Annotated in this window: 14 protein-coding genes; 7 read left to right on the top strand and 7 right to left on the bottom strand. The window is 43.9% G+C overall.

What is annotated here, in order from left to right:
- Positions 1–162: 162 nt before the first annotated feature.
- On the bottom strand, positions 163–495 hold the full coding sequence (metJ, locus tag ACX5KA_RS12720) for a met regulon transcriptional regulator MetJ (protein ID WP_269350023.1): 333 nt from the start codon (positions 493–495) through the stop codon (positions 163–165).
- Between the two features lie 160 nt (positions 496–655).
- Here metJ and metF point away from each other — a divergent pair, with 160 nt between their 5' ends.
- Both metF and ACX5KA_RS12710 read left to right on the top strand, forming a co-directional pair.
- Positions 656–1,543, top strand: coding sequence for a methylenetetrahydrofolate reductase (gene metF / locus ACX5KA_RS12715; RefSeq protein ID WP_014950980.1), 888 nt, complete (start codon positions 656–658; stop codon positions 1,541–1,543).
- A 224-nt stretch (positions 1,544–1,767) separates the two neighbouring features.
- Positions 1,768–2,652 carry a virulence factor BrkB family protein gene (locus tag ACX5KA_RS12710; protein WP_458731321.1) on the top strand — a complete coding sequence of 295 codons (885 nt, stop codon included), beginning with the start codon at positions 1,768–1,770 and terminating at the stop codon, positions 2,650–2,652.
- Positions 2,653–2,720: 68 nt separating this feature from the next.
- Here ACX5KA_RS12710 and ACX5KA_RS12705 read toward each other — a convergent pair whose 3' ends face one another.
- Together ACX5KA_RS12705 and ACX5KA_RS12700 are read right to left on the bottom strand one after the other, a co-directional pair.
- Complete coding sequence (locus tag ACX5KA_RS12705; protein WP_039217953.1) at positions 2,721–3,359, bottom strand: DUF2959 domain-containing protein; 639 nt, start codon at positions 3,357–3,359, stop codon at positions 2,721–2,723.
- Entirely contained in the window at positions 3,356–3,598 is a 243-nt protein-coding gene (locus tag ACX5KA_RS12700) for a hypothetical protein (RefSeq protein ID WP_039217956.1), read from the bottom strand. Before ACX5KA_RS12700 ends, ACX5KA_RS12705 begins: the two co-directional genes overlap by 4 nt.
- A gap of 188 nt (positions 3,599–3,786) precedes the next feature.
- Here ACX5KA_RS12700 and pip point away from each other — a divergent pair, with 188 nt between their 5' ends.
- From pip to ACX5KA_RS12685, 3 genes are all read left to right on the top strand, one after another.
- Positions 3,787–4,764: a prolyl aminopeptidase gene (gene pip / locus ACX5KA_RS12695; protein ID WP_039217959.1), complete on the top strand. Its 978-nt coding sequence runs from the start codon at positions 3,787–3,789 to the stop codon at positions 4,762–4,764.
- Positions 4,761–5,198, top strand: a complete 438-nt coding sequence (dtd, locus tag ACX5KA_RS12690) for a D-aminoacyl-tRNA deacylase (protein WP_039217962.1) — start codon at positions 4,761–4,763, stop codon at positions 5,196–5,198. Before pip ends, dtd begins: the two co-directional genes overlap by 4 nt.
- Positions 5,199–5,315: 117 nt before the next feature.
- Positions 5,316–6,230 carry a bifunctional GNAT family N-acetyltransferase/hotdog fold thioesterase gene (locus ACX5KA_RS12685; RefSeq protein ID WP_039217964.1) on the top strand — a complete coding sequence of 305 codons (915 nt, stop codon included), beginning with the start codon at positions 5,316–5,318 and terminating at the stop codon, positions 6,228–6,230.
- A gap of 198 nt (positions 6,231–6,428) precedes the next feature.
- On the opposite strand, the gene rpoH is transcribed toward ACX5KA_RS12685, so the two are convergent.
- Positions 6,429–7,283, bottom strand: a complete 855-nt coding sequence (gene rpoH, locus ACX5KA_RS12680) for an RNA polymerase sigma factor RpoH (protein ID WP_014950987.1) — start codon at positions 7,281–7,283, stop codon at positions 6,429–6,431.
- Positions 7,284–7,910: 627 nt separating this feature from the next.
- Here rpoH and ACX5KA_RS12675 point away from each other — a divergent pair.
- Together ACX5KA_RS12675 and ACX5KA_RS12670 are read left to right on the top strand one after the other, a co-directional pair.
- Positions 7,911–9,137, top strand: coding sequence for an EAL and HDOD domain-containing protein (locus ACX5KA_RS12675; RefSeq protein WP_039217970.1), 1,227 nt, complete (start codon positions 7,911–7,913; stop codon positions 9,135–9,137).
- A 154-nt stretch (positions 9,138–9,291) separates the two neighbouring features.
- Positions 9,292–10,527, top strand: a complete 1,236-nt coding sequence (locus tag ACX5KA_RS12670) for an EAL and HDOD domain-containing protein (protein WP_039217971.1) — start codon at positions 9,292–9,294, stop codon at positions 10,525–10,527.
- A 39-nt stretch (positions 10,528–10,566) separates the two neighbouring features.
- On the opposite strand, the gene ftsX is transcribed toward ACX5KA_RS12670, so the two are convergent.
- The 3 genes from ftsX to ftsY all read right to left on the bottom strand — a co-directional run.
- The gene (gene ftsX, locus ACX5KA_RS12665; RefSeq protein ID WP_039217973.1) at positions 10,567–11,547 is read right to left on the bottom strand and encodes a permease-like cell division protein FtsX; all 981 of its coding nucleotides are present in this window, start codon (positions 11,545–11,547) and stop codon (positions 10,567–10,569) included.
- Positions 11,544–12,257, bottom strand: coding sequence for a cell division ATP-binding protein FtsE (ftsE, locus tag ACX5KA_RS12660; protein ID WP_039217976.1), 714 nt, complete (start codon positions 12,255–12,257; stop codon positions 11,544–11,546). The genes ftsX and ftsE overlap by 4 nt, the downstream gene beginning before the upstream one ends.
- Positions 12,258–12,283: 26 nt before the next feature.
- A partial coding sequence (ftsY, locus tag ACX5KA_RS12655; RefSeq protein WP_458731320.1) for a signal recognition particle-docking protein FtsY occupies positions 12,284–13,322 on the bottom strand: 1,039 nt, incomplete at its 5' end.

Here is a 13,322-nt window from a genome sequence, read left to right as displayed (position 1 = left end):
GTTCTGGCGCATAAGGCAAAAACATGGAGAGGCTAGTGCTCAACCTTTATTTGCTAAAAAATGCGCGTAGAGAATACAAGTATATAAAAAACGGCGCTGTGTTGTAGGTTATCAACTAGCAATAACTTACAACAAAGCGCCGTTTCTCTTTAATACTAAATATCAGTCGTCTTCCGACACATCGTTTTCGAAGCTAGGGTCAATGCCCATGTCTTCCATAATACGCCTAGCTTCAGCCGGCACGCGATTAGGATTGTCTTTGCGCAGGTCATCATCGTTAGGCAAAGGTTGCCCGGTAAATGCGTGTAAAAACGCTTCGCACAGCAATTCCGAATTAGTGGCGTGACGCAAATTATTAATTTGGCGGCGGGTACGCTCATCAGTAAGTGCTTTAAGCACATTAATAGGTATAGAGACAGTGACTTTCTTTACCTGCTCGCTCTTTTTCCCGTGCTCTGCGTAGGGGTGAATATATTTACCGTTCCATTCTGCCATTGTACTAACTCGGTCTACTCTTTTTATATTATGAAGAGAAATTCTAAACAAGTTCACGAAAAGGTCAATTGAGCAGTGTAAACCTCTTGACGTCTAGACATATATTCTTTAATTTAGACGTCTAAACGTCTATAAGCATACATTTTTGAGAGAAAAAGCCATGGTTTCTTACGCACAAGGTATCGATGCATTAAACCAGTCCCTATCGGAACTGCGTGATATTGATGTATCTTTTGAATTTTTTCCGCCTAAAACGGAAGCCATGGAACAGACCCTGTGGAAGTCGGTTGAACGCCTAGCGCCACTAAAGCCAAGCTACATGTCGGTAACCTACGGCGCGAATAGCGGTGAACGTGACAGAACCCACGACGTAGTTAAGCGTATTCAACAGCAAACCGGTGTAGCGGCGGTTCCTCACTTGACCTGTGTTGATGCTAGCCGCGATGAGCTTAAACAAATCGCAAAAGACTACTGGGATTCAGGCATTCGCCGTATTGTTGCGCTTCGTGGCGATTTACCGCCAGGGGTAGAGAAAACAGAGATGTACGCCTCTGATCTTGTTGCCTTACTAAAAGACGTTGCCGATTTTGATATTTCTGTTGCCGCCTATCCGGAGAAGCACCCTGAAGCGCCAAATGCACAGTTTGATTTGCTAAACCTAAAGCGAAAGGCAGAAGCAGGCGCTACAGAAGCGATTACCCAATTCTTCTTCGATACCAGTGTTTACCTTCGATTTAGAGACCGTGCAGCCGCAGCGGGTGTCGACTTAGATATAGTTCCGGGTATTTTGCCGGTAACTAACTATCAAACATTAGTGAAATTTGCAGGGTTCACAAACGTGCATGTGCCGGGCTGGTTGCACAAAATGTTCGACGGCCTTGATGCCGACGACCAAGCCACCCGTAACCTGATAGGTGCTAACATTGCCATGGATCAAGTAAAGGTATTAGCTAAAGAAGGGGTAAAACACTTCCATTTCTATACTTTGAACCGTAGTGAATTAAGCTACGCCATCTGCCACATGCTCGGCGTGCGCTCAGGCGCTTAATACATACGACAATCAGGACCTTGCTTGCGTTTTTTAACGAAGCACTACACAAAAGGCGCAGTCAATGCGCCTTTGTTGTATAAAGCCTGCATTAAACTTTGCCACCAAGGCCGCCCGCAGTTACCATCTGATATACATGTAATGAACTATCGATGCCTTATACCAGTGTGCATAGATAAGACCGCGCTATTCAACGTTGCCACGGTATCGTCAGGAGAAATTGAGTGGATTTAGACAAGGTTAAAGCCTTATATAACAATGTTACTCCTCAGGTTAGAGATCTCTTTAGCATTTTCATAAAGCGCTGTAGAGAAGACAATATTACTATATCTGCTGGGCACTTAGCCTATGTAACCTTGTTATCTTTGGTGCCATTTATCATGGTGACTTTCACCATAATGTCAGCCTTCCCTGCTTTCGCTTCGGTAAGAAACAAGCTAGAGCATTTTATATTTAGCAATTTTGTTCCTACCGCCAGTGATGTAGTGCATAAATACATGACCGATTTTGTGGGCAACGCCTCGCAAATGAGCGCTATTGGTATTTTGTCGCTGCTGGTCGTTGCGCTAATGCTTATTTCAAATGTAGATAAAACCCTTAATAGAATTTGGCGTACACAAAGTGATAGGCCTATTGTGTACACCTTTGCTATCTACTGGATGGTTATCACCTTGGGTCCTATGCTCATTGGTTCTAGTGTGGTAGTTAGCTCTTATTTGACAGGTCTTGCGGCTTTCACAGAAGAATACACACCTGGACTGGGCACTTTCTTACTTAGTCTTGTACCTAGCGGCGCTGCCATGCTTGCATTTACCATTTTGTATATGGTGGTGCCAAATAGAAGAGTACTTGCTCGTCACGCATTGGTTGGTGCGATTGTAGCTACTGTCGCTTTTGAAATAACGAAGTCAGGCTTTGCGCTATATGTAACAAACTTTCCTTCGTACGAACTTATATACGGCGCGCTTGCGGTGGTGCCCATCCTGTTTTTATGGGTGTACTTGTCGTGGATCATTGTGCTGTTTGGTGCTGAATTTACCTGCAGCCTAGGTGAAGCTTTTGAAAACCGAAAAGCAGAAAACGAACCGCGCAAAGTCCCTCAAGAATAATTAGCACTACAAGTTTACAATAAAAAAGGGAGCCGCTGGCTCCCTTTGTGTCTATCTCTGCCCAAAAGCTAGTTTTTCATTGAAGAAATAAACGCATCAGACTCAGCAATCGCCGAATTCATTTGTCTCATAAGCTGGGCAACGTTGTTTTCAATAGTAGAAAGTTCGCCCTGCAGTGCGCCAATAGCGCTTGCATTTAGATTGTGCTTTAAATACAGCACATTATCTTGAAGCGCGCTTAACACCGGCGGCATTTTGCTTTCCGCTTTGCGCATAGCCGTCATTAACGAAGTGTAACGACGCTTGGTTTCGCGAAGCTTTGCCGCACTATCACGCTTGAGCGTGGCGTTTTCGTACTTTTCGAGTTCTTCCGACCACTCATCAAACAAAGCTTCGGCAACGCTTTCCACTTTATCAATACGTGAACTCACTTCTTCTGAAGCGGCAACGCTGTCTTCGTACTGACCATTCAAGCGGTTGTAAACGTCTTCTAACTCTCCGCCATCGAACGCAACTGCTGCACTAAATGCCTCTAAGGCAGAATTAAACTGCTCCTGTGCGTCTTCCTGCGATTCTTTTGCGTTTTCAACCCGGTCTACTAGGATATCGCGCTTTTCAACGCCCACCTTTTCCCATGCTGCGTAATATGCAGACTGACACCCACTAAGGGCAAGCATAGCAACAAATGCTGATGCGATTAACTTCATGCGGTTACTCCACCTCTAAAACGTGCTGCGCTTATAATACAAATTAAATGCAGAAGGGCACCTAAAGGCCAAAAGACGATGGCAAGCACAACCGTAGCTGCTAAGGCATAACATACGCCCACGGTTACGAAAAAGAACAATGCACCTAAAATTCTACCTTGGACTAGGTGACCTAACCCAGGAATAAAGAAGTTACAAATTGCGGCGATTACGTTACCGCCCGATCCTTGACCTGCCATATCAACATCCTCGCATTTATGACTATAATATGATTAGCTAGCACGTAATGACACTTGTTCTATAGTATATACTTAAGATTTATCGCTTATTTTACAAGCATAAACAGCGTTGAAGCAGTCAGCACGCAACCGTTTGTATAACAATAAACTAAACTAAAACAGGCACTCACACAACGCGCAGAAACAAAATGAAACGACTTTACCCCGATGTGACCTACTATGAAAATGGATTTATCGAAGTGGGAAGTGGGCATTCGCTTTACTTCGAGCAAAGTGGTAATCCAAACGGTATCCCCGTGCTCTTTATCCACGGAGGCCCTGGGGCAGGCTTACCCCCTAATTACAAATGCTTTTTTGATAACAACAAATATCGAATAATAGGTTATGAGCAACGCGGCTGCGGCCGTTCTACCCCCGCTGCCGATACACTTAATAACGATACCTGGTCCAATGTTGAAGATATTGAAGCGCTTCGAACACATCTCTCAATACCTAAATTCCTATTATTCGGCGGTTCGTGGGGGTCAACACTCGCACTGCTTTACGCGTTAAAGTACACGCCGCGAGTGACAGGACTCATTCTACGTGGCGTATTTTTAGCCCGACAGGAAGACAGGGATTGGTTTTTATCGCCAAATGGCTGTGCAGCTCAGTTATTTCCCGAGTACTACCGTAAATTCACTAAGGATGTGCCAACACCAATCACTTCCAGCGCAGTCTGCCGTTTTTATAGCGCAATGGTACGTTCGAGCAACGATGTATTACGTCACGCAGCGTTAAAGCGCTGGTACCAGTGGGAAGAGCGGTTATCGCGTGTTAGTTTACCGCCAGGCGTGGGAGACTCTACAGCTAATTACCCTATGCAACTGGTCACTTGCCTTGCAACTCTAGAGTGCCATTTCCTATCTAACCAATGCTTTTTAGATGAAAACTATATTCTTGATAACATTGGAAAAATAAGCCATATTCCGGGGACTATCATCCATGGTCGCTACGATATGATTTGTAAAACTGAAGCCGCTGAAACCCTTCACAAAGCATGGCCTCAGAGTCAGTTACAAATTATACCCGATGCTGGGCATAGTACATCTGAACCCAGCATAGGTTACGCACTTTGCCGTGCCACTCGCGACATGTCACGTTTTATTCAGGAGTCATCTAAGTGATAGGACTTATCCAACGAGTATCAGAAGCCAATGTCACCGTTGACGGCAATATTATTGGCGAAATTGGTCAAGGCATGCTTGTACTTTTGGGTGTTGAGAAAAAAGACAGCGAAGCGGAAATAGAAAAACTGGCGAATAAACTCTGTCGGTATCGTATGTTTAGCGATAAAGATGGAAAAATGAATTTAAATATTGAACAAGTCGATGGAGAGATATTGGTGGTTTCCCAGTTCACTCTAGTCGCAGATACCCAAAAAGGTAATCGCCCCGGATTTTCTCGCGGCGCATCGCCAGAACATGGCCAAGCTATTTATGAAAAGTTTGTGCAAGCGCTTAAAAATAAAGGCATGAAAGTAGCCACAGGTGAGTTCGGTGCCGACATGCAAGTTGGCCTAATCAATGACGGCCCCGTTACCTTTCAATTTAGTGTTTAGCGGGGGGGAAATCGTACGCTTAGTCAGCATTCCAAACTTGCTTACATAATTAAGCTTGTGCCTTATGTGTTCTTACGTTTAAATACTCGTTCATTCATTTAAGAAGGCTGGTTTATTGTGTACAAGGTAGTCACACCAAAAAGCGATGCCGAGTTTGAAGCCTATTTTCATTTTCGGTGGGAACACTTACGCCAGCCATGGAATTTCCCTCCAGGCTCTGAAAAAGACGAATATGAGCAAGTCGCAGAGCACCGTATTATTACTAACAGAAATGGCGAAATTGTAGCTTGTGGCCGTGTGCATTTAAACACCGCGGAAGAAGCACAAATTCGGCATATTGCCGTGCATCCAGGGCACCAGCGTAAAGGTTTAGGCCAAATGATTATGGCTGCACTTGAAAACGTAGCCAAAGACTTGGGTGCCGAGCGCGCCGTAACTAACAGTCGCGAAATATCTATCGACTTTTTTAGCGCATGTGGCTTTGAAGTTGAGCGTGAAGCCCCCAACGAGCTTGGTATGCTCAAGCGTCAGCAAATGGTTAAGAAGTTTACTGATAGCAATACCTTAGTGCTACACCCTAAATGGTGCAAATCGCTACAGGAAACGTGGTCTGAGACCATTCCCATCACCGAGCATATGGGAATAAAGCTTTACCAATACACAGGGCGCACACTAGAAACACGTGCTTCTTTGAATAAGAATATTAATATTCACGGCACTATGTTTGCGGGCAGTATTTTCTCTTTAGCCACATTAACAGGCTGGGGCATGATTTACCTTCAGCTAAAAGAGCGTGGATTAGACGGTGACATTGTATTGGGCGATGGCGATATTCATTATCATAAGCCCATCACGATGAAGCCGAGGGCAATCTGCAATATTGAGACCTTGTCTGGTAAATTTAAACCGCTAGAAAACGACAACAAAGCGCGTTTTGAATTAAGCGTAGCAATTTTGGATGGCGACACTCCAGTTGCAGAATTTGAAGGTGTATTCTACGTGCTTCCCCCTTCTAAAAACGAAGAAGAGTAGCGTTATGGTTTAACGCCTCACCTCAAATGTGCATGGTCCTGTATTCTGATAAGCACATGACCGTTTCGTCGATGAATTAAGCCCAAGCATCACTATTTCGTACACGCCGTCACCAAAAGCAAAAAACAATCATAAAAAAAGCGCCATTAAGGCGCTTTTAGTAAAATTGAGCTAGTTGTAAGCTATATGCTGGGTGCACTAAGCGACCATAGCTGCTTGAAGCTTTTTCATCGCGTTCTTTTCAATTTGACGAACTCGCTCTGCAGAAACCTGATATTTATCAGCTAGGTCTTGCAAAGTAATCTTGTTGTCTGCTAACCAACGGGTTTCGATGATATCTTGGCTACGCTCATCTAGCGTTTTAATCGCTGAGTATAAGCGCTTGCTAGCAGCGGTATCCCAGTCATTATTAATTACGTCAGTTTCAACGTCTGAAGATTTATCTTCTAAATACTGAACTGGCGCGAAATTACCCGTTTCATCTTCGTCAGCCGTTAAATCGAACGCTTGGTCTTGAGAGCTCATACGCGCTTCCATTTGAAGCACTTCTTTTGTACTCACGCCCAGTTCGTTCGCTACAGTTTGTACTTCGTCGTGCGTGAACCAACCAAGACGCTTTTTCGCCTTACGAAGGTTAAAGAACAGTTTGCGCTGCGCTTTGGTTGTCGCAACTTTCACTATTCGCCAGTTTTTGAGTACAAACTCATGAATTTCTGCTTTGATCCAATGTACCGCGAAAGAAACCAAACGCACGCCCACGGTTGGGTCGAAACGCTTAACGGCTTTCATCAGACCAATGTTACCTTCTTGAATTAAGTCGGCTTGTGGTAAGCCATAACCTGAGTAAGATTTTGCAATGTGCACTACAAAACGAAGGTGTGACATTACTAGCTTACGAGCGGCTTGTAAGTCTTCGTCTTCGCGAAGGCGCACTGCCAACTCGCGCTCTTCCTCAGCGCTAAGCATATCAATGCTGCTTACAGCTTGGATGTAGCCTTCAATGCTACCGCTGTGTGGCACTGACAGGGCCATAGATTGCAAATTGTTGCTCATTGTTCACCTCATTTATTGCCGCTTCATATTAGCAAAGTAACCGAAGCTGCGCGAGACCTAATTAAGATATGAAGTCTAACCGATATGTAGGTATAGTGACTATTTCTACAATATCAAGACCTAAATTAAGAAAAAAAGTTCAACTTTACTAATTCAGCGTCGTTTACGTATGCTAGGTGATGTATTGGGCCAGCCAAATCGAATGTTTGTGCTTTGCGCTTCACCTACCAATCCGCTATACATCTTTATAGACTGACAGCCTTTACAAGCTTTCGATCAGTCATTCAACCACGAAAGTATTATACTTTAATTACATGCCTGAGTGGGAAAGCTAATCTCACTGATATGAATTTAAACGAATATCGATTGTTCGCTACCATTCAATAATGGATGGTTAGTGCCTTCCCAATTTCAACGTAATTTGAAACCTCAACAGCTATTAACGGCTCGAAGAACACATGATTATATTATACCTTGCTTTTCTCTCTGGAAATTGAAAATATTAGATTGAATTAATCGATTTTGCACTACGACCGCTGCATAGCATTTTCCAGACAAGAACAATTAAAGACTGGAAGGGAAATTCTTAAGGAAAGGAGTAAGGCAAGTAAAGCAGAGAGGAACTCCATGTTTGCTTACGTCGCTAGACAGCCCATATTTGATGTAAGCCGAGAAGTTTACGCTTACGAGTTACTTTTTCGCGTTGGCGAGGAGAACTGCTTCCCTAATATCCCTCCCGATGAAGCAACCTCGAAAATACTGACATCTACTCACCTAAGCTTGGGTATCGAGGAAATTACTGGCGATAAAAAAGCTTTTATCAATTTTCATCGTGATACCCTGATGTTCCGCTTTCCTACTTCACTAGATGCTGACAAAGTGGTTATTGAGATTGTTGAAACGGTTGATGTAGATGACGCTCTAGTCGCAGCGTGTAAGCATATTCGCGGCCTTGGATACCCAATAGCGCTAGACGACTATGACATGAAAGGGAAATGGGAAGCTTTTATCCCTTTTACCAGCGTAGTAAAAATTGATATTACCGAAATTCCTCACGATAAGATCCCTGCTTTAGTTGAGCGATTTAAATCATATAAAATTAAGCTGGTTGCTGAAAAAATTGAAACCTATGATGAATTTAATAAATTCAAAAATATGGGCTTCGACTACTTCCAAGGTTACTTCCTTGCTAAACCGGAAATTGTAAGGCATAGGAAATTAGGCCCAAGCAGCTTAACCATGATGGAACTGCTCACTTTAAGTAGCCAAGCAAAACTGAATTTCGATGAGGTCAACAGAATCATTGAAAGAGACCCTTCGCTAACCTATTTACTACTGCGCTTTATTAATAACCCTATGGTTAATAAGCGCCATAAGATAACGTCACTAAAACATGCTTTAACCTTTATGGGTGAAGTAGAGGTGAAGAAATTTATTTCTCTACTCGCTCTTGCCAACCTAAGCGATGGTCAGCCTAGTGAGCTCATGCAAATGGCGCTGGTTCGTGCAAAGTTTTGTGAATTGGTATTTACTCAACTTAAAGACTCAGATAACCCGCTAAAAGGCTTTCTTACTGGGCTACTGTCTCTGCTCGATGCAATGATGGAGCAGCGCATTGACGATTTGGTGAGTAAAGTGCCTATCAGTGATGATGTAAAGAACGCGCTTTGTGGCACACCGGGCATTTTGCGTAATTGTCTAACGCTAGTTCAATATTTTGAGCGAGCAAAATGGGCGGGTATTCAACAGTTTGCTAATAAATACGATATAAAGCAAAGCATATTGCACAGCTATTACAACGAAGCTATTAAGTGGGCAAAACACATTCATAGCTCGGCATTGAAAGATGAATAGCCAATGCATCCACACTGCATCTTGGTAAATTTATCATTGAATTCTTGTTAGGGAACGCCTACCTATCATAGACTAGGGTTTAGGCTTACAATTACCTAAGCCCATCAAATACCAATAAAAACGTCGTTAAACCATGTTGCCTTAGGAATAGATTATGTTCGCGTTCATAGCTCGTCAGCCTATTTTAGACAAAAGCAAAAGTGTATTTGCCTATGAACTATTATTTCGAGACGGTAAGTCTGGCGCCTACCCAGAGCACAGTGAAGAAAAAGCGAAATATATTTCTGAACATTTTCATCCATTAGGATTAGATGATATCAGCGGGGAGAAAACATCGTTTATTACGTTTTCTTCCGACACAATTATTTCTCGTTTCCCAACGTCACTTAACCCTGAATCGATTGTTGTTGAACTAGCTGACCCAACGGATAATATAAGCGGTCTATTCGAAGCTTGTCAGCACATAAAACAACTTGGGTTTAAGCTCGCTATTGACGACCCTATGATGGTGGGTTCAAAACACGATATATTCCCGCTTATCGATATCGTAAAAGTAGACGTCACCAAAACACGCTTTGAAACAATCGAAAAACATATTCCTCGCTATCACGATGCAAATGTTCAGCTAGTTGCCGAACAGGTTGATACGCAAGACAGCTTCACTACTTGTGTAGACCTGGGCTTTGACTTTTTCCAGGGTTATTTCTTTTCTCAGCCTGAAGTACGAATACTGAAGCAGCTTCCTGCCTCTAAAATGAATATTGTAGATTTGATGGGTGAAAGTTCTAGTAGTAATTTTAACATTGAGCGCATTAGCCAAATTATCGAACGCGATGCTACGCTGAGCTTCTTGTTATTAAAATTCATAAACAACCCCACAATCAATAAACGCTACAAGATCACGTCACTTAAGCACGCACTCAATTACATGGGTGAAGTTGAGATTAAGAAATTTATCGCGTTGCTAAGTTTAACCAACTTAGGCGACGAGAAGCCTCTTGAAATCATTCATATGTCGCTTGTGCGCGCCAAGTTCTTTGACTTACTTGCCGAGCGAAGAGGCATCAAAAACAACCCGCCAATATCATTTTTAGTGGGTCTATTCTCGTTACTTGAGGGATTGCTTGACCAGTCTATGACTGACATAGTGAAACAACTGCCGCTGTCTGATGAAGTCAACGACGCATTATTAGGTAAAAACCTCGAAATGAACAACTATATGACCCTTGTCCGCGCATTCGAAAGTGCACTGTGGATGAACGTGATAAAACAAGCCAAGATGCTAGATATTGACCAAAAGCAACTGCATATGCTGTATAACCAAGCGATTATATGGGGTAACGGCGTACGCAGCGCTATTTCATCACACTACCCGCGTGCTATCGCTTAACCGCTGGCACGCTTAATGCGAGCTTTGGGCTTGCGATACTTATTGAGGCTCTATCTCTCTCACGTGACGCTGCACAGAGATAAGTGAGCCCAGTAAACCAAGCAGCACAGATAGTCCCAGCATTGTCAGCAATGCAGAACCGGTTAATCCGGTAATGTTGAAATCCTTCTGATACATAGCGGCAAACGTAGTGATGCTGCTATCCATCCACCATAGTATGATAATAACGGCAAACCACGCCATTAGTCCGCCCAATAGGCCATACCAGAACCCTGTATATAAAAACGGGCGATGGATAAACGCATCGGTTGCGCCAACCAGCTTCATCACTACGATTTCGTCGTACTTGTTCAAAATATTCAAACGAATGGTGTTACCAATAATTAATACAACGGCGATGAAAAGTAGCAACCCTATTAGCGTAACCAAGTCTCTTGCAATATCGATAACGGCATATAAACGCTCTAACCATTCGATATCAAGTTTACCTATATCAACTTCACGCTGCTGTCGCAGTTTATCTAGCAGTGCTTTGGCTGCCGTCGGCGACGCGTGTTTTTCGTTTGGCGTTACTAGCACTACATCAGGCAGTGGGTTTTTCTCTAGATAGGCGATGGCATCGCCCAATCCTGACAAGTGCTGAAATTCTTTAAGCGCATCATCCGCTGGAATATAAACAACGCTGTCTATTTCAGACCAGCTATTTAATCGTGCCACCAGCTGTTGCGAACTTGCCGCGTTGATATCTGGCTTTAAAAACAGAGATATTTCTGACGCCTGATCCCAGCCTGCTGTAATTTTCTCAGTATTTTTCACCATGATATAAAGCGTACTAGGTAGCGTAATACTCAGGCCTAGTACCCCAATAGTCATTAAAGATGCCAGCGGCTGACGCCACAGCTCTCCAAGACTTGCCAGCGCTTGGCGCACATGGCTGACAAAGAACATCACAATAGATTGGATAAAGCCCACTTTGGCAGAAGACGCCCCTTCTGCACGCCCTTTAAACAACATACTCATGACCAGGCTCCTTCACTGCTGGCTGAACTTGTGCCATCAAGATCATCAGTAAGGCCATCGGTGATCATTTGACCATTTTTGAGCGTCAGCGTGCGATACCGCATACGAGCAATCAGCCCTAAATCATGGGTTGCAATAAGTACTGACACGCCCGCTTGATTGAAGTCTTCAAACAAGCGAATGATTTCCATGGAAAGCTTGGGGTCGAGGTTACCGGTCGGTTCGTCTGCCAGCAGTAACGGGGGTTTATTTACTACTGCTCGCGCGATCCCCACTCGCTGCTGCTCACCACCAGACAACGTAATAGGCAGGCAACGTGCTTTGTCTCTTAGCCCTACCATTTCAAGCGCAGCTTCTACGCGCTTGCGGATTTCTTTGTGGGTGTAACCCTCAATAACTAGCGGTAACGCCACGTTGTCAAAAACCGACTTGTCCATCAGCAGCTGGTGACTTTGGAAGATCATGCCGATATCGCGGCGTATATAGGCAATATCTCGACGGGTAATAGTGTTAAGGTCGTGTCCATTAATAAGAACCCGCCCCACGGTTGGGCGCTCCATAATACTGATAAGTTTAAGCAGGGTACTTTTCCCTGCGCCAGAATGCCCTGTTAAAAAGGCCATTTCACCCGGCGCAATATGAAAATTCACCTTGCTTAGCGCACGTTGTCCGCCCGGATAGGTTTTGCTTACCTGCTCAAACTTTATCATTATTTTTCCCTACCGCTTTGCTGGTTTTAGCTTTCAGGTGTGTCCATTTCGCTAAACAACGCATCAATAAATTCTTGTCCGTCAAACTGGCGTAAATCATCAATGCTTTCGCCAACACCTATATACCTTATAGGAATTTTGAACTTATCAGCAATAGAGAATATAACACCGCCTTTCGCTGTGCCGTCTAACTTGGTTAGTGTGATGCCTGTTAAGCCCACGGCTTCATTAAACAATTTGGCTTGGCTAATGGCGTTTTGACCTGTACCTGCATCCAATGTAAGCATAACTTCGTGAGGCGCATTCGGATTAATTTTCTTCATTACGCGAACCACTTTCTTAAGCTCTTCCATCAAGTTGTTCTTATTTTGCAAGCGCCCTGCCGTGTCGGCAATAAGGATATCTGTGCCGCGCGACTTCGCTGCTTCTAGTGCATCGTAAAGTACAGACGCACTGTCAGCGCCGGTGTGCTGTGCAATTACAGGAATATCGTTGCGTTCGCCCCATACTTGAAGCTGTTCAACCGCCGCCGCTCTAAAGGTATCACCCGCAGCAAGCATCACTTTCTTACCTTCTTGCTGGAACTGCTTAGCTAGCTTACCAATAGTCGTGGTTTTACCTACGCCATTTACGCCAACCATTAAGATAACGAACGGACCTTCACTTGAATCATGGGCCTGCATCACTTCTGACAGAGGCTGATTCACTTGAGACAACATTCCCGACATTTGCTGCTTCATGATCTCCAGCAAGGCTTCGGCATCTTTTAAATCTTTTCGAGAAGCACTATCGGTTAGGTGATCGATGATTTTTTGCGTAGTGTCCATACCCACGTCAGCGACTAACAGCTGCGTTTCAAGGTCTTCATAGAGCTCATCATCAATGGTTTTGCCTTTAAACAGGCTTACTATGCCGCTACCTAAGTTCTCTTTTGTACGAGATAGGCTTTCTTTTAAACGTGCGAATAACGACTTTTTCTCTTTCGGCTTTTCTTCGGCTTTGGCTTTTGCCTGCGCTTCAGCTTCTGCCTTTGCGCGCGCTTCATCTTCCGCTTGCGCCTTCGCC

Source organism: Alteromonas alvinellae, assembly GCF_902705805.1.
This window is presented reverse-complemented; position numbering and strand designations above follow the sequence as displayed.